Origin of the sequence: Agathobaculum ammoniilyticum (genome assembly GCF_025567315.1) — a bacterium.
Classification (GTDB): domain Bacteria; phylum Bacillota; class Clostridia; order Oscillospirales; family Butyricicoccaceae; genus Agathobaculum; species Agathobaculum ammoniilyticum.
Window position 1 is genome coordinate 26,986 of the sequence record NZ_JAOQJE010000011.1, and the last position, 23,122, is coordinate 50,107.

27 protein-coding genes are annotated in these 23,122 nt (G+C 52.0%); 25 read left to right on the plus strand and 2 right to left on the minus strand.

Annotated features, from left to right (window positions below; all coding sequences use genetic code 11):
* Position 1: 1 nt before the first annotated feature.
* The 25 genes from fliI to OCV66_RS11740 all read left to right on the plus strand — a co-directional run bounded on the left by fliI (position 2) and on the right by OCV66_RS11740 (position 20,949).
* A complete protein-coding gene (gene fliI / locus OCV66_RS11620) occupies positions 2–1,303 on the plus strand; it encodes a flagellar protein export ATPase FliI (protein ID WP_107631872.1) in 1,302 nt (433 codons plus the stop codon).
* 25 nt (positions 1,304–1,328) lie between these two features.
* Positions 1,329–1,781 (plus strand): flagellar export protein FliJ, encoded by a 453-nt coding sequence (gene fliJ / locus OCV66_RS11625; protein ID WP_054327085.1) that lies wholly within the window; start codon positions 1,329–1,331, stop codon positions 1,779–1,781.
* A gap of 30 nt (positions 1,782–1,811) precedes the next feature.
* A complete protein-coding gene (locus OCV66_RS11630) occupies positions 1,812–2,927 on the plus strand; it encodes a flagellar hook-length control protein FliK (RefSeq protein WP_147574314.1) in 1,116 nt (371 codons plus the stop codon).
* Positions 2,928–2,947: 20 nt separating this feature from the next.
* Complete coding sequence (locus tag OCV66_RS11635; RefSeq protein WP_107631874.1) at positions 2,948–3,526, plus strand: flagellar hook capping FlgD N-terminal domain-containing protein; 579 nt, start codon at positions 2,948–2,950, stop codon at positions 3,524–3,526.
* The gene (locus OCV66_RS11640) at positions 3,523–3,906 is read left to right on the plus strand and encodes a TIGR02530 family flagellar biosynthesis protein (RefSeq protein ID WP_054327088.1); all 384 of its coding nucleotides are present in this window, start codon (positions 3,523–3,525) and stop codon (positions 3,904–3,906) included. The genes OCV66_RS11635 and OCV66_RS11640 overlap by 4 nt, the downstream gene beginning before the upstream one ends.
* A 100-nt stretch (positions 3,907–4,006) precedes the next feature.
* The gene (locus tag OCV66_RS11645) at positions 4,007–5,164 is read left to right on the plus strand and encodes a flagellar hook-basal body complex protein (protein ID WP_082397028.1); all 1,158 of its coding nucleotides are present in this window, start codon (positions 4,007–4,009) and stop codon (positions 5,162–5,164) included.
* An 85-nt stretch (positions 5,165–5,249) separates the two neighbouring features.
* Positions 5,250–5,480, plus strand: a complete 231-nt coding sequence (locus OCV66_RS11650) for a flagellar FlbD family protein (RefSeq protein ID WP_054327090.1) — start codon at positions 5,250–5,252, stop codon at positions 5,478–5,480.
* 57 nt (positions 5,481–5,537) lie between these two features.
* Positions 5,538–6,377 (plus strand): motility protein A, encoded by an 840-nt coding sequence (locus OCV66_RS11655; protein ID WP_147574315.1) that lies wholly within the window; start codon positions 5,538–5,540, stop codon positions 6,375–6,377.
* 34 nt (positions 6,378–6,411) lie between these two features.
* Entirely contained in the window at positions 6,412–7,161 is a 750-nt protein-coding gene (locus tag OCV66_RS11660; protein ID WP_107631876.1) for an OmpA/MotB family protein, read from the plus strand.
* Positions 7,162–7,194: 33 nt separating this feature from the next.
* Positions 7,195–8,226: a flagellar motor switch protein FliM gene (locus OCV66_RS11665; protein ID WP_054327093.1), complete on the plus strand. Its 1,032-nt coding sequence runs from the start codon at positions 7,195–7,197 to the stop codon at positions 8,224–8,226.
* 2 nt (positions 8,227–8,228) lie between these two features.
* The gene (fliY, locus tag OCV66_RS11670; RefSeq protein ID WP_054327094.1) at positions 8,229–9,470 is read left to right on the plus strand and encodes a flagellar motor switch phosphatase FliY; all 1,242 of its coding nucleotides are present in this window, start codon (positions 8,229–8,231) and stop codon (positions 9,468–9,470) included.
* A gap of 24 nt (positions 9,471–9,494) precedes the next feature.
* The gene (locus OCV66_RS11675; protein WP_054327095.1) at positions 9,495–9,860 is read left to right on the plus strand and encodes a response regulator; all 366 of its coding nucleotides are present in this window, start codon (positions 9,495–9,497) and stop codon (positions 9,858–9,860) included.
* Position 9,861: 1 nt separating this feature from the next.
* Positions 9,862–10,236, plus strand: coding sequence for a flagellar biosynthetic protein FliO (gene fliO, locus OCV66_RS11680; protein WP_054327096.1), 375 nt, complete (start codon positions 9,862–9,864; stop codon positions 10,234–10,236).
* A 5-nt stretch (positions 10,237–10,241) separates the two neighbouring features.
* Positions 10,242–10,907: a flagellar type III secretion system pore protein FliP gene (fliP, locus tag OCV66_RS11685; protein WP_054327097.1), complete on the plus strand. Its 666-nt coding sequence runs from the start codon at positions 10,242–10,244 to the stop codon at positions 10,905–10,907.
* Positions 10,908–10,931: 24 nt separating this feature from the next.
* Complete coding sequence (fliQ, locus tag OCV66_RS11690) at positions 10,932–11,192, plus strand: flagellar biosynthesis protein FliQ (protein ID WP_054327098.1); 261 nt, start codon at positions 10,932–10,934, stop codon at positions 11,190–11,192.
* Between the two features lie 19 nt (positions 11,193–11,211).
* A complete protein-coding gene (locus tag OCV66_RS11695; RefSeq protein WP_107631879.1) occupies positions 11,212–11,982 on the plus strand; it encodes a flagellar biosynthetic protein FliR in 771 nt (256 codons plus the stop codon).
* Between the two features lie 28 nt (positions 11,983–12,010).
* The gene (flhB, locus tag OCV66_RS11700) at positions 12,011–13,081 is read left to right on the plus strand and encodes a flagellar biosynthesis protein FlhB (protein WP_147574316.1); all 1,071 of its coding nucleotides are present in this window, start codon (positions 12,011–12,013) and stop codon (positions 13,079–13,081) included.
* Positions 13,082–13,107: 26 nt separating this feature from the next.
* Positions 13,108–15,180, plus strand: a complete 2,073-nt coding sequence (flhA, locus tag OCV66_RS11705) for a flagellar biosynthesis protein FlhA (protein ID WP_054327099.1) — start codon at positions 13,108–13,110, stop codon at positions 15,178–15,180.
* Between the two features lie 43 nt (positions 15,181–15,223).
* Positions 15,224–16,006 carry a sigma-70 family RNA polymerase sigma factor gene (locus tag OCV66_RS11710; RefSeq protein WP_054327100.1) on the plus strand — a complete coding sequence of 261 codons (783 nt, stop codon included), beginning with the start codon at positions 15,224–15,226 and terminating at the stop codon, positions 16,004–16,006.
* Between the two features lie 17 nt (positions 16,007–16,023).
* Positions 16,024–16,779 (plus strand): flagellar hook-basal body protein, encoded by a 756-nt coding sequence (locus tag OCV66_RS11715; protein WP_054327101.1) that lies wholly within the window; start codon positions 16,024–16,026, stop codon positions 16,777–16,779.
* 24 nt (positions 16,780–16,803) lie between these two features.
* Positions 16,804–17,520: a flagellar hook-basal body complex protein gene (locus OCV66_RS11720; RefSeq protein WP_054327102.1), complete on the plus strand. Its 717-nt coding sequence runs from the start codon at positions 16,804–16,806 to the stop codon at positions 17,518–17,520.
* 15 nt (positions 17,521–17,535) lie between these two features.
* Positions 17,536–18,159 (plus strand): chemotaxis protein CheC, encoded by a 624-nt coding sequence (locus OCV66_RS11725; RefSeq protein ID WP_174887850.1) that lies wholly within the window; start codon positions 17,536–17,538, stop codon positions 18,157–18,159.
* Positions 18,156–18,635, plus strand: a complete 480-nt coding sequence (locus OCV66_RS11730; protein ID WP_054327103.1) for a chemotaxis protein CheD — start codon at positions 18,156–18,158, stop codon at positions 18,633–18,635. The genes OCV66_RS11725 and OCV66_RS11730 overlap by 4 nt, the downstream gene beginning before the upstream one ends.
* A 28-nt stretch (positions 18,636–18,663) precedes the next feature.
* Complete coding sequence (locus OCV66_RS11735) at positions 18,664–19,596, plus strand: chemotaxis protein (protein WP_107631883.1); 933 nt, start codon at positions 18,664–18,666, stop codon at positions 19,594–19,596.
* 24 nt (positions 19,597–19,620) lie between these two features.
* Entirely contained in the window at positions 19,621–20,949 is a 1,329-nt protein-coding gene (locus OCV66_RS11740) for an EAL and HDOD domain-containing protein (RefSeq protein ID WP_082397030.1), read from the plus strand.
* Positions 20,950–21,020: 71 nt separating this feature from the next.
* On the opposite strand, the gene OCV66_RS11745 is transcribed toward OCV66_RS11740, so the two are convergent.
* Positions 21,021–21,203, minus strand: a complete 183-nt coding sequence (locus OCV66_RS11745; RefSeq protein ID WP_054327104.1) for a YjfB family protein — start codon at positions 21,201–21,203, stop codon at positions 21,021–21,023.
* 107 nt (positions 21,204–21,310) lie between these two features.
* Positions 21,311–22,795 (minus strand): flagellin N-terminal helical domain-containing protein, encoded by a 1,485-nt coding sequence (locus OCV66_RS11750; RefSeq protein ID WP_147574436.1) that lies wholly within the window; start codon positions 22,793–22,795, stop codon positions 21,311–21,313.
* Positions 22,796–23,122 lie beyond the last annotated feature (327 nt).

Genomic DNA, 23,122 nt, shown 5'->3' on the forward strand with positions numbered 1-23,122 from the left:
AATGCTTGAACGGGTCATCCAACAGATCAGAGACAGCGATACGCTGAGCCGTACTGGGAAAATAGAAAATATTATTGGCATGTCCATTGAGGCTTCCGGTGGGCGGGGGGCGATGGGAGACATATGCCGTATCTATTCTGCGGAGTCCAACAGCCAGGTGCTGGCTGAGGTGGTAGGCTTTAAAAACGAGCATATGCTGCTGATGCCTTACCAGAATATGAGTGGACTCGCCCCCGGAAGCTTTGTGCGCAATACAGGGCGGCGGCTTCGTCTGCGGGTGGGGGACTTCCTGCGCGGACGTATCATTAATGCCATGGGGCAGCCGATAGACGGAGGGACGGCTTTCCCAGAGGGGGAAAGCTACTATGTTGACAGTCCCTATATTAACCCGTTGACAAGACCGCCGATCCGCGAGCGGATCGAGTTTGGTATCCGTGCGATCGATGCGACGCTGACGATTGGGAAGGGACAGCGCATCGGTATTTTTGCAGGCTCCGGTGTGGGAAAATCAACGCTGATGGGTATGATTGCAAAAAATGTGAAAGCGGATATTAACGTGATTGCTCTGGTGGGCGAGCGCGGGCGAGAGGTGCTGGAATTTGTTCAGAAAGATCTGGGGGAAGAGGGGATGCGGCGCTCGATCCTTGTTGTTGCAACCTCGGACCAGCCGGCGATGCTCCGCATGAAATGCCCTTCTGTGGCAACTGCAATCGCGGAATATTTCCGTGACAAAGGGCTGGATGTCCTCCTGATGATGGATTCCCTGACGCGCTTTGCAATGGCGCAGCGCGAAATCGGACTGGCCGTGGGAGAACCACCGGTAGCGCGTGGTTACACACCGTCCATTTATGCGGAGTTACCCAAGCTGTTGGAGCGGAGCGGAAATTTTGAAAAAGGTTCGATCACCGGTGTGTATACGGTGCTTGTGGAAGGCGACGATACGAACGAGCCGATCGCAGATACAGTGCGCGGTATTTTGGATGGGCATATCGTCCTCTCGCGCAAGCTGGCAAACGCGAACCATTATCCGGCAATCGACGTATCGGCCAGTATTTCCCGCTTGATGGTTGAAATCGCACCGCAGGAGCATATCAGACTGGCGAGTGAACTGAGAAATATATTGAGCATTTATGAAAAAAATGAGGATTTGCTTGCAATTGGTGCTTACAAAGCAGGAACGAATCCCAAGCTTGACAATGCCATCGCTAAAATAAGCAAGATAAACGCATTCCTGATGCAGGGGATCAACGAATCCTTTACCTATGAGCAAAGCCTGCAGCAAATGCGGAAAATTCTCCAGTAAAGCGATGAAAAGACGGGGAGCTGCGATGAAAAAGTTTCATTTTTCAATGGAAATGGTGCTGCGTTATCAGGAGCAGCGGCTGGATGCGCTGCGTGCCGAGCATGCGGCTGCTATCGCAAGGACCAGAGAGCAGGAGACGGTTGTGGACCGCCTTACCCAAAGCTTCCGTTCTGTAAACGAGGAATATCGTGTCCGCAAGGCGCATGGAATGACTGTTGCGGATGCGATGGGCTATGACCTTATGCTACGGACACAGGAAAAGGAAATACAGGCTGCGGCAAAGGCTCTGGAAGAACTGCGCAGGGTAGAAGATCAGAAGCGGGAAGCGGTGATTGCAGCCAAAAGAGATAAGGCGACGATTGAAAAGCTGAAAGAAAAAAAGCTGGACGCCTATCATAAGCAGGAGCAGAAAAACGAGGAGCAGATGATTGATGAATTTGTGTCGGCTGCACGCGTTGTTTCCAGAATGGCGCATTGACAGCGGTGCGGTGAAAGGAGGTGAGGAAGAATGAATACGGAACAGATCGCGTTGCTCAAATCACTGTTGCAGTATTCTGCAAAGGGCAACGTAAGCACGGACGATCCGCCTAAAAACGATTTTCAGGATCTGCTTGCACGGAAAAAGAACGACGCCGCAGCCCCGCAGGAAATTGATGGGGAGATAGAGGTGCCGCAGGGCAGCGGAGAGCCACCAGAAAAATTGCAGGAGGCGAATGGGACCGAAGAAGCCGCGGCGGCGCAGCAGTTGATGGCGGCGCTGGCGGTGCAGCAGTTTATTGTGCCAGCGGCAATTGAAGAGCAGCCGGCTGGCGGCGGTGTTCCTGTGGTAGCAAACCTGCCGCAGCCAACAGTCGATCCAATGGTGACGGCAAAGGGGACGGGTGTGCAACAAGCGGCATCGGAAGTGCAGAACGTGCTGCAGCAGCCGGTAGAGGAAATCGCATCAGAGATACCCAGACAGGTACGGCAGCCAGAAGAAAGAGGGCAGACCGTCCAAACAGGTCAGTCGGTCATAAAGCAGAGCGAGCCTACGGTGTATCTTTCGACGGCTGTAAAGACAGATGGAGAAAATACGCCCGGGCAGAGTACTACTGAAGACGCACAAAAGCCGGTACAGGTTACCGTCGCACAGGCGGAACAGCCTGTGTTCCAGAATGTGGAAAATGTGCCGGTGAAGGTAGCGGACGCTGCACAAGCCGTGGATACGGCGTCGGCTGATATGGATGCCCGTATAGCGGATACCGTGCGTGCGGAACTGAAAAACACAGGCGATAAGGTGGAAATACAGCTCAAACCAGAGCACCTTGGAAAGATTACGATTGAGCTGACGCAGACCGCAGGAGGCATTGGTTTGTTGATCCATGCGGACAATGCAAAGACTGCATCCCTGCTTGCACAGCATGCGGGCAACCTGGGAGCACTGTTGGAGGACCGAACTGGACAGCATGTTCAGATACAGGTGCCACAGCAGGAGCATCAGCAGCCGCAGTATGATGGGCATAACCGGCAGCAGCAGGAACGGCACCAGAACCATCGGGCGCAGGAGCCGGCAATCAGCCAGGAAGAGCAGGACAGCTTTTTAGGCCAGCTCCGTCTGGGACTGTACCAGATGGAAAACGTATGACAAAAAGGAAGTGATACAGAATGAGCGATTTATTTGCCCCCACCGTGGCGCGGGCCTATGTGCCGGATACGCAGAGCTCCGGCTCAAAAAAGACGAAAGCAGCAAGCGATAATTCCGGTTATCTGGATAACGGAAGTTCAGATAATCTCGCCCTGACAATGGAAGACTTTCTGCAGCTGATGATCGTACAGTTTCAGAATCAGGATATTGAAAACCCTGCTTCAACAAGCGATATGATGAACCAGCTGATGCAGATGTCCACAATTCAGGCAATGGCCACTGTTACGGATGCGGCCACAATGTCCTATTCAGCCTCGCTGGTTGGAAAGACTGTGACTGTGGGCGAATATGTGAATGGCAAGCTGAACGAGGTCGTTGGAACCGTGACGGGAAGCGCACGCGAAAACGGCGAGCAGGTGATTTTCGTGGATGGCAAGAAGTATAAGCTGAACTCGATCATGGCAGTCGGGGAACTGCCGCCGGTAGATGAAGAGCCACCGGTGGAGGAAAAACCGGGCGACGGAACCGAGGAAAAACCGCCGGTGGAAGAAAAGCCTGAGACCGATCCGGACAGCGGTGCGGATGAAAAACGCCTATGATTGAACGTCTGAATGGTACGTTCCCAGCAGCGGGAACGGAGCGGCGTCAGACAGCACCAGAGACCGGTACGTTCGGTGACCTGCTGCGGCATCGCCTGGAAAGCATTGGCGTCGAAGCACAGGAGGGCGGTGTGGCGCTGTCCAAGCATGCACAGCAGCGTGCAGAGGAGCGCGGCATTGAAATAACGGGTGACCTGATGGCGCGGCTGAACGATTCGGTTGGACGCGCACAGGCGAAGGGCGCAAAAAATATCCTGGTGTTTGATGCGACACGGGCGTTTATCGTGAATGTACCGCAAAGCCGTGTGATCACAGCGATCTCACAGGAAGAAATGAAAGACAATGTATTTACCAATATTGACGGCGCTGTTCTTTTGTAAAGGATAAAGAAAGCAGGACCCCACAGGGGGAGGCTTTGGAAGCTCGTCCGTTTGACGGCTTCCGGCAGCGCGATGCTTGGAAGGAGCAATATCGTATCTTATGACAGGTTCTATGTATGCTGCGATTGCGGGCCTGCAGACCCACATGCAGAAGATGAATGTAATCGGAAACAACATTGCCAACGCCAATACATATGGCTTTAAGCCGGGCGTGACCTCTTTTACGGAATCCATGTACACTTCGAGCAAGGCAAGTACAGCGGGCGGCGCGCAGTACGGCGGCACCAACGCCGCGCAGATTGGCTATGGCTCCAAAATTGGCTCGATCGATCTGAACTTTGCACAGGGTACCTATGCGGCGACCGGTACAAACTCCCACCTGTATCTGGATGGCAACGGATTCTTTCTGGTAGGGCCAAAGCCGTCGAATATACAGGGAATCAATGACGACGGTACTACGGAAGAGATCACAGGCTATTACGAACCCGATCCCGATAACCTGACCCTGACCCGCGTGGGCAATTTCTGGCTGGACGGCGACGGGTATCTGGTGACTCCGGATGGCAACTGTGTATACGGCTTCATGCCGCAGGGTACAGATCAGATTACCGAAGGGGCGGGCAGCAATATCATGACGGATGCAGAGGGCAATGTCGTGTGGAACACCTGCCTGCAGCCGATCCGCCTGCCGCTCGCAGCACCCAAAGGAGACGGTACGGGTATTAAGGAGAACGGCGCGATGTATCCGGTCCTGGATGACCAGGGAGCAACAAACCAACTGGAATATCCCCAGAATGGTGGTGAGGATGTCAATATTAATAAGACGGTACCAGCGAGTGCGGTTAACCTGAGTGTTGGTCAAAACGGCGTAATCACTGCCGTTATTGACGGCGGCGATCCGATTACAGTCGGCGTCATCGCGGTAGGGAGTGTTATCAACCCGAACGGCCTGACCAAGCTTAGCAACGGCTATTACCAGGGTGGTAATAACGCGGGTGATATGACGGTCGGCACTTGCACCGGTGTTTTAGGCGATGCCTATCTGAACAATATGCCTGCCGATACGGCGACGTCGGATCTGGCGATCGGCAAGGGCGGCACGACCAAGATTATTGCAGGCGGCCTGGAATCGTCCAAGACCGACATTGCAGTTGAATTTGCCGACCTGATCACTGCACAGCGCGGTTTTCAGGCGAACACAAAAATCATTACTGTGACCGATGAAATGCTTTCCGATCTGGTAAGCATGAAGCGGTAAGGCAGGACGATAAGCAAAGGCTGGCAGGGCGGGCGCGTAAATTGCGCGCCCCGCACCCTGCATTGTATGGGAAAGGGGTAGTACAATGATCCGCTTGACAAAGCTGAACAGGGAACCATTCCTGTTGAACCATATGCAGATTGAAACCATTGAACTTATTCCGGAAACCAAAATCATTATGATGAACCATGACTATTACATCGTGCGGGAAACACCGGAGCGTGTCGTTGCCCTGATTGAGGAGTATACGGCCAAGGTGCGGGATATTTATCGGGAAATCACGATCTCTGATAAGCAAAACAGGGACTGGAAATAGATTGAAAGAAATATAGAAAAAATATAGAAAAACCCGGACAGGGGGACTGGCAGCAAAATGAATCTAACATTTATCATAGGCATTGTGTTTGGCTTTTTCATGATTGTCTATGGCATTATCATGGGCGACACCCCGACTGCGACTGACTTCACTCAGCTGGAACAATTTGTAGATATTCCCAGTATTTTAATTGTAGTTGGCGGCACGCTGGCAACGGTTATCGCGGGCAATCCCATGAAGACTCTGGTAAAGTTCCCCAAGCATTTGAGCATCATACTGAACCAGAAAAAGTTCAATCCGGCAGGCATTATTGATGAAGTGGTTGAATTTGCTCAGATCGCACGAAAAAATGGATTGCTGGCATTGGAAGAGCCGGCGAGTCAGCTGGAAGACCCGTTCTTTAAGAAAAGCATCATGCTGATTGTGGACGGTAACGACTCGGAAAAAGTGCGTGAGATGCTGACAAGTGACATCGACCAACTGAGTGCGCGGCATGACGACGTTGCTTCCATGTATGAAAAAGGATCCGCTGCGGCGCCGGCATTCGGTATGATCGGCACCCTGATTGGTCTGGTCAAGATGCTGGCTGGTATGGGAGAATCAAGCACGGGAGCAAGCGATATTGGACCGGCTATGGCCACGGCGTTGATTACTACGTTTTACGGCTGTATTTTGGCGCATCTGGTGTTCAACCCGATAGCGAACAACCTTCGTACACGAGATGAAGAGGAATGCCTGTGCCGCCAGCTGGTCGTAGAAGGCGTTATGGCGATCCAGTCTGGCGAAAACCCGAAATTTATCAGGGAAAAGCTGGAAGGTTACCTGGAGCAGCAAGCGACTGGCGGAGAAGCTGGGGAATCAGGGAAAAAGAAGAAGGGCTCCAGAAAAGAAAAATAATGATCTGCCTGCGGTATAGGAGGGGCGATACGGCATGAAACGAAAAAAGGGCGGTGGCGGTGGCGCAAACTGGATGGATACCTATGGCGATATGGTAACCCTGCTGCTTTGCTTTTTCATTATGCTGTACAGCATGTCGACAATTAATGAAGAGAAATGGCAGCAGTTTGTGCAGAGCTTCCAGCGGCAGCCTTCTTCGGAGGCTGTGGGAATGGGAGGACAGGATAAGGTAGAAACGACTGAACAGGATGTGCAGGAGGCTCTCACACAGATTGCGGCGGCACTGAATGAATACAGCGCAGAGAATAACCTGCAGCAGCAGATGACCGTCACCCAGGGGGCAGATTATGTGTTCATTACCTTCCAGAATGCGGTTTTCTTTGCGGGCGACAGTTGGGAGCTGCTTGACAGCGGAAAAAGGATGCTGGACGAGGTTGCCAAGGCAATACAACCGCAGAGCAAACTGATTGACGAACTGCGTGTGATGGGACATACCTCACAGGGTTCCCCTGATAAGGCAAACGACCCGACGGTGGACCGTTTCCTGGCCTCGAACCGTGCGGCGACAGTAACCGTATATCTGCAAAACAAAAACGTAGTTGATGCGGATAAGCTGGTGAGTGTGGGCTATGGGCAGTGGCGGCCGATCGATGGCTTTGACACCGAGGAAGAGCGGGCGCACAACCGGCGTGTGGAACTGATGGTCACGGGACTGGATCCCGGCAGCGCCGAAAACAGTGTGGAGAAATATTTCACCATGCGCGAGGGCGCGTTGGAGGAGTAATAACAGTACGCAGGTAAAAGGATTTGTTATAACATGTCTGAAGTTTTATCACAAAGCCAAATAGATATGCTCCTCAACGCGGCGAGAAATGGCAATATTGACGCGGGAGTGGGGAATACCGCACAGTCTGAAGAAAAGCGGTATCCGAAATATGACTTCTACAGCCCTAAGAAGTTTACACGCGACAGGCTCAAGATGGTGAGTAGTGTTTTTGAAAGCTATGTCAGGGTGTTGTCCTCCCGATTGAACGCAATGCTGCATCTGGCATGCGACCTTGAGGTCGAGTCCGTCGAGGAACAGCGGTACTACGAGTTTTCCAATGCCTTGAGCGAACGGGATGTGCTGGTGCTGGTGCAGGATACGCTGGAGGATACGGGGGAAAAGGAGCCGATCCTGCTCCATATCACGACAGGCATCATGGTGAGTATGATTGACCGCCTGCTGGGGGGAAGCGGCGACGTAGAGGGCGAGATCGGATCGGATTATGAGTATACGGATATAGAGCTGAGGCTGTACACAGACCTTATGCGGAGCATGGTGGACTGTTTGGACAGCGCTTGGAAAAATTATATTGATATCGGATTCCGGTTTAACCGCGTCGAGGTCAATCCGACGCTGGTTCAGTTGATCGGGCTGGATGAGGCCGTTGTTATCATTGGTATAACAGTAAAGACGGCTGTCAGCAGCGGACGCTTCAGTATATGCCTGCCAGGCACCATGCTGAGCGACGTGTTCAGCCAAATGAATCGGGAAACCAGCAGCATGCGCCAGCCCAATAAGCATGACAGCGATGAAATTATGGATTACCTGCGCGCCTCGGAGCTTCCCATTATTGCGGAACTGCAGCACACAACGCTGAGATTGTCAGATATTTACCATCTGCATGTTGGCGATGTGATAGATTTGGGACAGCCGAAGGATTCAAAGGTATTCCTGAATATAGGGGATAAGCGTTGGTTCGACGGCACCATGGGAGTGTTTCAGAAAAATAAAGCGGTTCGGATCGATAAGACCTATGTGCTGTCTGAAATGGGGCGCTTAGAAGATGAAGGAGAGAGGCAGTAAGAATGGCATCGAGTTTGTTTAGCCCAATGGCGATGGATGCAATTGGAGAGATTTTCAACATCAGTTTGGGCTCTTCTGCAACGGCTGTTTCCAATATGCTGGCGCGGCGTGTGGACATCACAACGCCCAAGGTATCGCTTGTATCCGCCGAAAATTTCACGCTTGGCGACCTACAGCCCGCAATCGGTGTAAAGATCGATTACATAGCCGGACTGACCGGAAGCAACATCATGCTGCTCAAACGGAGCGATGTGCGGGCGATCGCGGATATCCTGCTGGGAACGGAAACCAAAGACGAGGACTTCCAGATCAATGAGCTGAACATGAGTGCGATTTGTGAGGTCATGAATCAGATGATGGGGGCTGCATCCACCGCAATGTCTGATTTTCTCAATCGCATGGTGAATATCTCAACGCCGCAGGCGTTTGAGATACAGAGCTTGGATGAATTTGTGCGGGAATATTTCCCGTCAGGTGGAACGATGGTTGTCGTCCGCTTCCAGCTTAGCATTGAAAATGCAGTCGAAAGTGAATTTATGAGCGCGCTTAGCATGGATCTGGCGCGTGAACTGCTGGAGGGCTTTAACATTTCCGGTGCCGATGTCGGCCTGCCGGAGGAGCCGTCGCCACAGGCGGCGGCATCCCCAGCTCCATCGCCTGTGGCAGAGCAGGCAAGCGTCGGCGCGGCGTTGAGCCAGGATGAGATTGAAAAGCTGCTGGCACAGAATATGCCTTCCGCGGAAGTGTCGGCAGAGACACCGCAGCAGGCAGCCGTACAGTCGCCACAGGAAGCGGCACCTGCTCGTGCAGCTGAGATGCCGCAGCCTCAGATGCAGATGCCATATCCCCCGTATGGGATGCAGATGCCATACCCGCCCATGTATTACATGCCTCAGCCGCCGGCGGAGCCGAAAACAATCAAAACAAGCAGCCCTGTCATGCCGGAGCTGGACAGCAGGACGGCGCAGCTAACGCAAGAGCAGGAGGGCAATCTGGATTTGCTGATGTCCGTACCGGTGGACGTGTCAGTCGAAATCGGAAGGACGCGCCGGCGGGTAAAGGATATTTTGAATTATACAAAGGGCTCTCTTGTGGTGCTGGACCGATTGGCAGGGGATCGGGCGGATCTGTATGTCAATGGAAAATGCATTGCCAAAGGTGATATTGTGGTAGTTGACGATAACTTTGGCATCCGTATTGCCGAGATTATTGAACCGTTGGAACTGGAAGACCTAAGCAAGTAATTATAAAAAAGGATGGTTTTTACAATGGCGAAGATTTTACTGGTGGATGATGCGGCTTTTATGCGCATGATGGTCAAAAATACGCTGAATGAGAACGGCTATACCGACCTGTATGAGGCAAGTGACGGCGCGGAAGCAGTTACGAAATATGCAGAGCTGAAGCCCGATCTGGTGATTATGGATATTACCATGCCGAACATGGACGGTTTGGAAGCCCTGAAAGCGATTCGTAAAGCGGATCCAAACGCCTCGGTAGTGATGTGTTCTGCAATGGGGCAGGAGGCAATGGTAATCGAGGCGATCAAGTCAGGCGCCAAGGATTTCATCGTAAAACCCTTTAAGCCGGACCGTATTATTAAAACCGTAAGCTCGATCGTGGGCCAGGCCTGATATGCCGCCCTTGCTTTCACTGGCAGGGATGCTGCTGTGTACAGCGGTTATATTGTTCCTAGCCTACTGGGTAACGCGGAAAATTGGGCTGAGCAGCGGCGTGGGGAATGCGGGCGTGGGCAGCCGGATGCGTGTTTTGGACAGGCTGCCAATAGGGACCGGCCAGTCCCTGCTGGTTGTTCAGCTTGGTGAGCAGTGCTTTGTTCTGGGAGTATCCAAGGAGCACATCAGCCTGATTGCCGAGTTGACGGAGGAGCAGGCGCAGTTATGGAAGAAATCGGCTGCGGTGCATAAGGCTGACACCGCTCCGGCGGCTTTTTTTGAGACGCTTTCCCGCAGGCTGCATGGAAGAGACGATCAGGATAAGGGGGGATAAGGGGCATGCCCGAAGGACTGATCAATGTAAATGGAGATAACGTCCAGACGCTGGAGGTATTGTTCCTTACCACAGTCATCGCGTTGCTTCCGTCCATCCTGGTTATGATGACCTCCTTTACCCGGATCATCATTTCTCTGTCTTTCCTGCGCAGTGCGATAGGGACACAGCAGAACCCGCCCAATATGGTGCTGATTGGGATTGCGCTGTTTTTAACACTGTTCATCATGAATCCGGTTTTAACGGAGATACAGCAAAACGCATATGAACCATATCGGCAACAGGCAATCACGCAGGAGCAGGCGATTGAACGCGCGGAGGTCCCGCTGAAGCGGTTCATGCTGCGGCAGACCGAGCAGTCCTCGCTGAATATGTTTTGTGATCTGGCACAGGTGGATGCGCCTGCGTCCGAGGAGGAGGCGATGGCGCTGTCCATGCGGGTGGTCGTTCCCTCCTATATGACGAGCGAGCTCAAGCGAGCGTTTGAGATCGGCTTCTTTCTGTATATCCCCTTTATGCTGATCGATATTGTGGTTTCTTCCACATTGATGAGCATGGGTATGATTATGCTCCCGCCGGCGATGATCTCCATGCCGTTCAAGCTGCTGTTGTTTGTCACGGTGGATGGATGGCAGCTGTTGTTTTCCACGCTGGCGCAGGGCTTCCGATAGCGGTTGAGAAAGGCGGGTGCCATAGTGGATCAAAATCAGGTGATGGATATTCTGCGGCAGGGGATGTGGGTTGCAGTCAAGATCGGCGGGCCAATGCTGATTGCAAGTATGGCGGTCGGCATACTGGTTGCTATTTTTCAGGCGGCGACACAGATCCATGAGCAGACGCTCTCGTTTGTACCAAAGCTGCTCCTGATCGCAGTATTCTGTATGGTGGGCGGTGGATGGATGCTGAATACCATGCAGGACTTTACAAGAATGATTTTTACACAAATGCTGGGATAGGCGCACAGGGAGCAAAAAGATGATAGATGAAGCGGGGCTGACATTGTTCCTGTATATCCTGATGCGGATGACAGGCTTTGTTGTTTTTAATCCGCTCTGGGGACGGATGAATGTGCCGGCTATGGTCAAGGCCGGAGTGAGCCTTGTTATGGCGGTCTTTGTCGGTGCGTTTGCCGTACAGAATGCTGTGGCTGTGCCGGCAACGGCAATAGAGCTTGCGCTGCGGCTTTTATTGGAGCTTGCGCTGGGTTATCTGGTTGCAGTGGTCATGCATTGCTTCTTTTATGTGCCGCTTCTGGCGGGACATATGATTGATGCGCAAATGGGGATGAATATGTCCGAAAACTACGATCCTGCTATGGGGACCAATGTATCCCTTACCTCTACCTTGCTGAATATCATGCTTGTCCTGCTTTTTTTCTCTGCGGGAGGGCATATCACACTACTGCGCATTTTACTCGATTCAGGCCGTATTATTCCATTTGGATCGGCTGTATTAGGGGAGCAGGCGGTTTCCAGCCTTCTGGAGCTGTTCGCTTCCTGTACAGTGCTGGCACTTAAGCTCAGCCTGCCTGTTTTGGCTGCAGAGCTTATCGGGCAGCTGGGAATGGGTATTCTGATGAAGGTAATACCGCAGATCAATGTATTTGCTATCAACTTTGAATTAAAGATCCTGCTGGGGTTGCTGTTGGTGACATTGCTCATGCCGCTGATGGGGGAATTCCTTTTGGGCATGGAAAAGCAAATGCTGGTGGCAATCGAGCAGATGATAAAAACGACAATATTATAGTATTGCAGCCGGAAAGGGGGGAGCGGGCATGGCGGCTGGAGAAAAGACCGAAAAAGCGACACCAAAACGGCGCCGTGACGAACGAAAAAAGGGTAATGTTTTGATGAGCCGCGACGTGGTCGCAGTGGCAACCCTGTTTGCCAGTTATGTGACGCTTCGCATTGGCTTGCCTTTGATGGCAGAGGCTATGGCCGCGCTGGTACGCTTTTGCATCGGGCTGGTGGGAAGCCTGCCGACCGGCGGCGCGAGCGCCATAGGGACTGAACTGAAGGCACAGTCTATGATGGCGTTGGCGCGGTCCGTCGCGCTCCCTCTTCTTATCACTATATTGGCAGCGGTTGCCGCAACATTTGCACAGACAAGGCTTCTGGTGTCATTTGAGGCGCTCCGGCCCAAGTTCAGCAGACTGAATCCTTTGCAGGGGATCAAACGGCTTTTTTCACTGAAAAGCATTATAGAGGCATTCAAAGGCGTGCTGAAAATAGCGATACTGCTGTTTTTGATCTACCGGTTTGTGGAGGGAGCGCTTTTAAAGTTTGCCCAGTATATGAATATGGATCTGGCAAGATCGATTCAGTCCATGCTGGAATTGGGGCTTGGCCTGTTGCTGGAGGTGGCGGCAGCGTTTCTGGTGATTTCCTTTTTTGATTACCTGTACCAATGGTGGGAATTTGAGCGACAGCTCAAAATGTCCAAACAGGAGATTAAAGAGGAATACAAGCAGATGGAAGGCGACCCGCAGATTAAAGGGAAAATTAAAGAGCTGCAGCGAAGAATGGCGCGTTCGCGCATGATGCAGGCTGTGCCGGGCGCGGATGTGGTCATACGAAATCCGACGCACTTTGCGGTCGCATTGCGTTATCGCGCCGGACAGGATGCAGCTCCGGTTGTGGTCGCCAAGGGGCAGGATGCGTTGGCCCTGCGTATTGTAGCCGTAGCGGAGCAAAGCGGCGTTGCGGTGGTCGAAAACAAGCCGTTGGCGCGGGCGCTGTATGCGTCGGCCGAGGTTGGGCAGATGATACCGGCAGAGCAATATGGTCCGGTGGCAGATGTGCTGGTTTATATCTACAAGCTGAATCATAAAAAACCGGTTGGTTAAAGATATAGGGAAGTAACGGTGAAACGATGAAACGAATTTTTGACAATGTCATATCTGTGTTCGTGGTGGTCATCGTGCTTTTTCTTCTGATTCCGCTGCCGCCATTCCTGCTGGACGTATTTTTTATTCTGAATATTTCATTGTCGCTGATCATCCTGCTGATCACGATGAATATTAAGGAGCCGCTGGAATTTTCAATTTTTCCGTCGCTTCTGCTGATCACGACGCTGTTCCGTCTGGGACTGAATGTTTCCTCAACGCGCCTGATCCTGTCTGAGCAGGGGGAAGCAGGGCAGGTAATCAAGGTCTTTGGCGAATTCGTTATTCAGGGCAACGTGGTTATCGGCGTCATCATATTTCTGATCATTGTATTGATGCAGTTTATCGTAATCACAAAGGGAGCGGAGCGCGTGGCAGAAGTCGCAGCGCGTTTTACGCTGGACGCCATGCCTGGAAAGCAGATGGCGATTGATGCAGATTTGTCCTCCGGTATCATAAACGAACAGGATGCCAGACGCCAGAGAGCGAAAATCCAGCGGGAAGCAGACTTCTATGGTGCAATGGACGGCGCGACCAAAATCGTAAAAGGTGATGCGATCATGTCGATCATCATCACCTCGATCAACTTTATCGCGGGCTCAATCATTGGCATTGTACAGTCTGGCATGGAACTGAGCGATGTTCTCAGCATTTACTCGATTGCAACGATTGGCGACGGCTTGGTATCGCAGCTGCCGGCGCTGATGATTTCCACAGCTACCGGCATGATCGTAACACGTTCGGTTGCGGATGGAAGCCTGAACAACGATGTAATCCGTCAGTTTCTGGCGCAGCCGCGCGCGCTTTCGATTGCGGGGCTGATACTTGCCATATTTGCGGTCCTTCCCGGTACGCCGCATGTTCAGCTCATATTGATCTCGGCTGCTCTGTTTCTGGTCAGCCGGCGGGTAACCAGCCAGATGGAGGCGCTGGAACGGCAGCAGCAGGAACTGCCGGCGGCACAGGAAGCTGCAAAACGCGAGGCGGAAGCACAGCAATCCGAGATGGATTATTATAAAGATATTAATAATGTGTACTCGCTGATCAATATCGAGCCGATCGAAATGGAATTTGGATATAGTCTGATCCCGCTGGTTGATGAATCGAGCGGGGGCAAGCTGATCAGCCGTATCGTTATTTTCCGGCGCCAGTATGCACAGGATATGGGCTTTGTCGTGCCGTCTATCCGCTTGCGTGATGTGGCGATGCTGGGGACCAACCAGTATGTCATCAAGATTAAAGGGGAGGAAGTGGCGCGCGGAGAGATCCTGACAGATTATTATCTTGCGTTGGAGCCGCCGAATCCCGCAGGGGAAATCGACGGGATTGAAACCATAGAACCCTCCTATGGGATCCCCTCTCGCTGGATTCTGCCCGAAAATAAAGAAATGGCGGAGATCTATGGCTATACAGTGATCGACCCGCTTTCGGTTATGCTGACACATTTGTCGGAAACGATTAAAAAGCATACCTATGAAATCCTGAACCGTGCGGAAACCATACAGCTTGTGGATAACATGAAGAGAATCGCCCCCCAGTTGGTGGAAGAGGCGTTCCCCAACGTTATCTCCTATGCAATGCTGGAGAAGATTCTGAAAAACCTGTTAAAAGAAGGGATACCGATTAAGGATATGGTGACCATCGTCGAAACGGTTGTTGACGCGGTAGCGATTACTAGGGATACGGATTTGATTACCGAAAGCGTGCGTGCCCAGTTGAAGCGGACGATTACCCACCGGTTCTGCGAGGATGGAAAGCTGAACGTAATTACACTGGATGCAGAAGTGGAGAAGAAGATCGTGGCAAGCCTGACGAAAAATGAACAGGGCGTTTATCTTGCCATCGGCCCCGAACTGATGCAAAAGCTTTTGTCACAGCTGGGGGAATATGTAAAAAAGTTTGCCGAGCTTTCGCAGAAGCCGATTCTGCTGACCAGCCATATCATCCGGATATATTTGAGCAGGCTGCTGGAACAGTTTTATCCGGATATAACAGTGCTTTCCTTTAATGAGATTATTACAAACGTGCAGATTCAGTCGCTGGGAAACGTTACGCTTTGATCTGGCATAGCCCGGAAGATGAGAGAGGACGGGAAGAGGCGTTTTGGAAGAACAGAAGCAGTGGGCAGAGCTGTCGAACGAGGCGCTGCTCGAAGAGTATAAGCAGTCCGGTGATAAGGAACTGAAAAAGGTTCTGGTGATGCGGTATGCCTGTCTTGTAAAAAATGTGGCACTAAAGCTGCGTGGGGTTTATGCCAGCTTCGCACAGGTCGATGATATTATTAACGAGGGGATCATCCTTTTAATGAATGCTCTGGATAAATTTGATCTGAGCCAAAATGTAAAGTTTGAAACCTTTATATGCAAACGCCTGCGCGGCATGATTATTGATGTTGCGCGGAAGCAGGACTGGATCCCCCGGTCCGTGCGCCGACATATGCGGGAGATCGATGAGGCCAATGGGCAACTATATACTCGACTGGGCAGGGCGCCAACAGATCAGGAGGTGGCAGGGCATCTTGGTATCAGCGTGGAGCGCTACCAAGCAGAGCTTGCCAAGACTGCTTTGTGCAATGTGCTTTCCCTGGACATGATGCTGGATGAAAACGATTCCGACACATTGGTGAAAAAGCTGCCGCAGAGTGACGCGGACGCCCAGCCGGAGGAGCGTTATCAGAAGAAGGAGATGCAGAAAGTTTTGCGTGACAGTATTGCAGGGCTGCGGGAAAATGAGCAGGTTGTTCTGTCACTGTATTATCAGAAGATGTTGCAGATGAAAGAGATAGCAAAGGTGCTTGGCGTAAGCGAGCCACGTGTTTCTCAGATCCATTCCAATGCGATCCGGAAGCTCCGAGCCGCAATGACAGCCTATATATATGATACATAACGAGGGAGGAATACGCAGTGTATAAAGGATTTTACGATCTGACCTCGGCCATGCTCACGCAGACGAGGAACCTGGATGTGATCGGCAATAACATGAGCAATACTGCCACCACAGGCTATAAAGCAGATCGCTATGCGGACACGACCTTTGATGAGGTTATGCGCAGCCGAGTGGGGAACAAGCAGAAAGCCCCGCAGGCATTGGGTACAACGACGAGTTATATCACAGCGCTCGATGAGGTATATACCGATCACTCCCAAGGTGGGCTGGAGCAGACGGGGCTTCCGTTCGATTTTGCCATAGAAGGGGAAGGATATTTTGCCGTTCAAAGTGCGTCGGGGCGGGTATATACGAGAAACGGATCGTTTATGCTGGACGATCAAGGTTATCTCTACCTTGCTGGACAAGGGCGCGTACTGGGACAAAACGGACAGCCTATCTATCTGGGGACGGATCATATCACTGCCTTAACTGATGGTACGATCATGGGGCCGGACGGGCGTGTGCTGGGAGCCTTGGGCGTATTTGCATTTGCCGATCCAGCGCAGACGCTGGAAAAGACGGGGGAGGGGATGTTCACTGCCAATATCCAGCCGCAGGCAGCAGGCAACCGGATAATCCACCATAAAATGATTGAGCGCTCCAATATTGACCTGGTACAGCAGATGACCGAGATGATGACCTGCCAACGTGCCTTGCAGAGTTCATCGCAGTTAAGCAAAATGTATGATCAGCTTATGACGAAGACTTCGACCGAACTTGGGCGAGTTTAAAAAATCGAAAGGGAGCCTTAAAGCATGAATCAGTCCTTTTATGCCGCTTCTGTTGCAGTATCGCAGCAACAGAAACGGCTGAACGTAACAGCCAATAATCTGGCAAACGTCAATAATGCCGGCTTTAAAGCGGAAAAAGCGCAGTTTTCCGACCTGCTTTACCGGAACTGGACGGGACCCGATAATGCAGCCCTGCCGCGTGGGTCGGGCAGCCGCATGATCCAGACGGCGACGGATTTTTCTCAGGGCGCCATGATGACGCGGGAGTCCGGCCAAAACTATGGCATAGAGGGACTCGGCTTTTTTGCCCTGCTGAATCCACAGAGCAATGAAATATGCTATACGCGCTCTGGCGCTTTCCACTGGGGAAGTGTCCAGCGCGGAGAGCAGGCGGTGTTCTACCTGTGCGACAGCGACGGGTATTATGTGCTTGATCAAAACAGGCAGCCGATTGAGTTGACCAATGGTACGGAAGCGGCGTATCCCGTTGGTGTATTTGATTTTGCCAATACGGATGGGATGCAGCATTTGGGCTCTAACAAGTTGCTTCCAGTTGCAAAGAACGGCGCGCCGCTTCCAGCAACAGGCAAGGCGATGAAAGGCGTATTGGAAGCATCTAATACAGACATTGCAACGGAGTTCGGTAAGGTGATCGAGGCGCAACGGTCTTTTTCCTATGCGCTGAAGATGCTGCAGACACAGGATGAAGTGGAGTCAACAATCAACGGCTTAAGGACCTGATAGGAGAGCAAGTACGTGAATTTACGAAAATATGAGGAAATGAATTCACAGCAGATCGATGCACTGCGTGAAGTAGGCAGTATAGGGACGGGAAATGCTGCGACAGCTTTATCCGCATTGTTGGGCTGCGAGGTGCGCATCCCTCTGCCAGAGGTTCAGGTGCTGGAGTTCAACGACGCTGTAGAAAAGCTGGGTGGCTTTGAAACCGTTTCTGCAGGCATCATCTCCAGCCTGAGTGGAGAAATCAATGGGTTGATGCTGGCGCTGGTGCAGCTGGATGCAATCAACCTGATCCTGAAGCACATTATGGGAAAGCAGATCGTCAGTTATGACGACCTGACAGAGCTGGAGGATTCAGCGGTTATCGAGGTCGGGAACATACTGATCTCCTCTTTTGTCAATGCGCTGTCCGGACTGTCCGGCGTCAAGATCGTGCCATCGGTACCCCAGCTGACGATCGATATGCAGGGAGCGATCATTACCGTACCAATGGCGGCTTACGGCAACCAGTCGGATTACATTATGCTGATCGGGGGCAGCTTTCTGGTAGAGGGGAAGGAGCTTCCCTGCCGGCTGCTCCTTGCGCCGGATGTACGTTCGCTGAATTATCTTCTGCACAGGTTGGGAATTGACGGATGAATAAGCTGACAGTCGGCATTGCCGATATGAAAATGGCACGCGATGAGGGCGTTTTAATTACCTATGCATTAGGCTCCTGCATAGGCATTTGTCTCTATGACCCATTTATCAGGCTGGGGGCGCTGGTGCATGTCATGCTGCCGCTCAATATGGAAGCGAACCGTACCTCGCCGTTGAAGTATGCGGATACTGGGATACGCCTGACGATCAGTAAGATGGAACAAAGAGGCGCGCGGCGCTCGCGCCTGGTAGCAAAGATCGCGGGCGGGGCGAAAATGTTTGACGTAGCAGGGAACGGGAGCCTGGGCAGCATCGGGCAGAGGAACATCGACAGCGTGCATCAGGTGCTGCAGCAGGAGCGGGTTCGGCTGTTGCGAGAGGATGTCGGCGGACGAAGTGCGCGCACGTTGTTATTTGATGTTGCTACCGGAGAGGGCTGCATCAAGGTCGTCGGTAAGGCGGAGAAAATACTTTGACATAACAGCGATCGAAGGAGTGGGAATTATGCAGGAAAACAAGCGCGGCAATATCTTACTGGAATCGGGAACCAACGAAATTGAAATCATGCAGTTTACGGTCGATGATAACCTGTATGGCATTAATGTCGCAAAGGTGCGTGAGATTATGATGAGCGTGCCGGTAAAAGCAATGCCGCATGCCCATCCCGCGGTGGAGGGAATATTCAAGCCGCGCGATGTTGTGCTGACCGTGGTGGATCTTCCATTCTATCTCACAGGGCAGCATTCCAAGCCAAACCCCAAGGATTTGTTTATCGTTACCAATTTCAATAAAATGTATATTGCATTCCGCGTGCATACAGTGGTGGGGATCAGCCGCATTTCGTGGACAGATATTCAGAAGCCGGACAAAACGGTTTCCGGCGGCGAGGAAGGCGTGGCCACAGGCATTGCCCAGTGCGAAGGGCAACTGGTGACTGTGCTTGATTTTGAACGAATCGTTGCGGAAATAGCGCCAGAAACCACAATACAGATATCTGAAATCGAAAAAAAAGGGGCGCGTGCGCAGCGTAGCTGTCCGGTGCTGGTGGCGGAGGACTCGATCCTGCTGTCGCGTATGATACAGGATTCACTCGAAAAGGCAGGATATACAAACCTGCACATGTTCGCAAATGGGCAGGAGCTGTGGGATTATATCGAACCGCTGGCAGAGGAGCCAGCGAACTTGGAAAGGCATGCTGCACTGGTTATCACCGATATTGAAATGCCCAGTATGGATGGACACAGGCTGACCAAGCTGATCAAATCTGACCCGGTGCTGCGCGAGATACCGGTTATTATTTTCTCATCGCTGGTGACTGAGGAAATGCGTGTGAAGGGAAAGGAACTTGGTGCGGACGAGCAGCTATCCAAGCCTGAGATTGGACACCTGGTGGATGTGATGGACGGCTTGCTGGATAAAAAGAAGCAGGCAAGGTAAAAGCGGCCAAAGGGGGCAGATTTCATGGTAAAAAATAAATATATTGTCCGGCAGGCAATCAAGGACGCGGACAGCCATGTGCTGGGATATGAGATTATGTATTCCAACGGAAATGAGGCATACGGAGGGGATACGGGAGAGGATGCGGCGGCTGCGGAAGCAATTTACGACTTCCTGATGCAGAACTCTGAAAAAGCCCTTAAGGATTCCTGTACATTTATGACCTTCACCAGTTCCTTGCTGGCGCGCCGCACACCGCATCTGTTTAAGAACGACTCGCTCATCATTCAAATCGATGACAGTGTAATCATCCATCCTTTTGCCATGCATTTGGTACAGCAGTATGCAAAAGAGGGATACCAGATTGCAGTCAACGATTTTCAGTTTATGCCGCGCTATCTGGGCATGTTGGAATATATCTCCTATATTAAACTCAATATGCAGACAACAGGAGGCAACTCGGCGGAAAATGTCATGCGTGTGGCGCACAGTATGAATAAGCGTGTGATCGCCACGGGCGTGGATGACCAGCAGAAGTTTGACCAGGCCAGAGAACTGGGCGTTTATGGCATGCAGGGAGCATTTGTGGCAGATAAGTTGGCGAATAAGGTGCATCAAAGCGGCTACCTGCGCAGTAATTTCTTTCGTCTGGTTGTTGCGGTTACACGTGAGGAGCCCGATGTACAGGAAATTGAGCAGATCATTTCCATGGATGTTACACTGACTTACAGCCTGCTCAAAATTGCCAACTCGGCTTATTTTGCGCGCCGTACACAGACGACCTCCGTCCAGCAGGCGATTATGACACTTGGATTAAACCAGATTAAGCGCTGGGTATACCTGCTCAGCGCGGGCGACCAGAGCGCGCAGGAGCTGGAGGATTCCGAGGAGTTTATCAAACGGTCGTTTATGCGAGCAAGCTTTGCAGGCGAGCTGCACCGCTATATGAAGCAGAAGCCCTTGACCCGTTCAGAGGCATACCTGCTTGGTATGTTCTCTACGCTGGGCTACCTGATCGATGCGCCGATGGAGGATATCCTTTCGGATATCCCGATGGTGGACGAACTACGGAATGCATTGCTCAGACATGAAGGGACTGCGGGCAAGCTGCTTGAACTGATCATAAGCTATGAGAAGGCAGATTGGAAGCAGATTACGGAAAACGCGGAAGCGCTGGGAATACCGGCAAACCTGCTCACGACCATTTATTTCGACTGTATGGAGGAAGTGAACCGGATGTGGGAGCAGATGCTCCACCCGGCTATGAGCGAAGAGGAGGCCGCCGATGCGCAAGCGGCGCTCACGGCGCAGCCTGACAATGAAAAAGAGTCTCTGCCAAGAGAGGAGAACTAAAAAAGGAGCCATATGGCTCCTTTTTTATGAAAATATCAGGGGAGGTACGGCGCCGTACCTCCCCATTGGCATTATGCACAGGTATTGATATGCTCTCCCACGCCCGGCTGGGCGGGAAGCATCTGCAGAAGCTCCTGCGCGGCAAGCTCCGCGGAGTCCATCGACTTTTTGGCAATCGAGATCGATACGCTCTGCTGTAGCTGTGCCGCATGCATGGAAACCGAAAGACCAGCGATATCGCTCATCATACTCATTTGCGGTTACCTCCTCTTTGCGGGTCCATAAATGCAGGAAAGCACGCGGAAATGCGTGCCTTCCTGTGATGTGTAGGGATAATAAATATTGCAGTACAACAAAAACCTTACTGCAGGAGCTGCAGAACGCCCTGCGGCACCTGGTTGGCCTGCGCGAGCATTGCCTGCGCGGACTGCACCAGAATGTTGTTCTTGGTGTAAGCCATCATCTCGTCGGCCACGTCGGTGTCGCGGATGGTGGACTCGGCGTCCTGGATGTTCTCCGTCATGACGGACAGGTTATTCTGGGTGTGCTCCAGACGGTTCTGGGTCGCGCCCAGCGTACCACGGATGGACGATACGGTGTTGATTGCGTCCTTAATGGACTTGACCGCAGCCTGCGCGGCATCCTGCGTGGCAACGCTGATACCGCTAAGACCAAGTGCCTTAACATGGACGTCGCCAATCGTAACCGTCATCTGATTGTAGGAATCAGAAGTGTCGCCGATCTGCAGGGTAAGGCCAGCACCGCCAGTAGTGCTGCGGAATTCCAGCTTAGTAGCATTTTCCTTAACCTCAATGCCAGCGCTTTCCAATGCCTTGTTCAGGTTGGCGACGGTTGCAGTATCATCGGCACCTACGAGAACCGTGACAGCGCCTTCGGTAGTGGGCTTGGCAGAAGCGTCAGCTACTAATTCATAGGTAACGCCATTGATAGTAAGTGTATTACCCGCAGCCAAGTCGCCAGTAGTAGTTGCCTCAACATAACCATCAGCGCCCGCCGCATTGTTTACAGTTTGCTTGCCAGTAGTACCCTGCGCGGTGTCGGTATCAGTAACGCTGATAATCTTTGCGCCATCCTCACCTGCAACCTTGGAGGTGAAAGTGATTTTGCCAGCACCGTCAACAGCAACATCAAACACGCTGGAGATTTCACTATTTTCAGACAGCGCTTTCTGCATATTCTTTCCAGCGCCTGCCGCACCACCGGTCTTATCTCCCGTGTACTTTACATCTACCTTGTGGGCTGTGCCATTGGCATCGATGAACTCTACCGTCATGGTATATTCGGTGCTGTCAGCAGTCGAAGCCTTCGCGGTAAAGTCAGAGGTAGCAGAGGTAGCGGCAACTTCCGTGACAGAAGTGGCACCGCCAAGGTTAATGGAGCTGATGTCAACCTTAGATTCAGCCAGCGAGCCGTCCAGCAGCTTGATGCCATTGAAGTTCGCGGAATCCGCGATACGGTCGATTTCTTCCTTCAGGCGGTCGACTTCCTGCTGCAGGTTATCGCGGTCAACCTCGTTGTCATAGGTGCCGTTCGCAGACTGGGTGGCCAGCTCGACCATACGGTTGAGCATGTCCTGCACTTCCTGCATCGCACCCTCACCGGTCTTTACCAGCGAGATACCGTCCTTTACGTTCTTCTGCGCAGTTTCCAGACCAGTGATCTGTGCGCGCATCTTCTCGGAAATCGCAAGGCCGGCCGCGTCGTCGCCCGCGCGGTTGATCTTGTAGCCCGAGGACAGCTTTTCAAGGTTCTTGGATAGTGCCGAGGTATTGTTGTTGTAGTTGCGGTAGGCGTTCATCGCCATGATGTTATGCTGAATACGCATAATGTTTGTTCCTCCTTGAGCATTACAGGGAAAATCCATTTTCCCCAACAAATTTAATTTTCCTGCCGCGTCCCGTGAGCTCGAACAGGACAGGGCAGAAGTAGTGCCGCGGCGGGCGGCGCCGCCCGTAAGCCGGACCAGGGGATTTATGTACCACCTCAATGGCTGCCGCTATTGGCTTACATATAAATTATCGGCGGTGTATCACATAAAATAAGGGAAAAATAAAAAAATATGGGGTGCTTATATAAAAAAGAGCTTGCAAATAAAAAAAGTTGAACAACACCTTTTTTTAGATAAAAATCAGTCGATATAATAAACGAACCC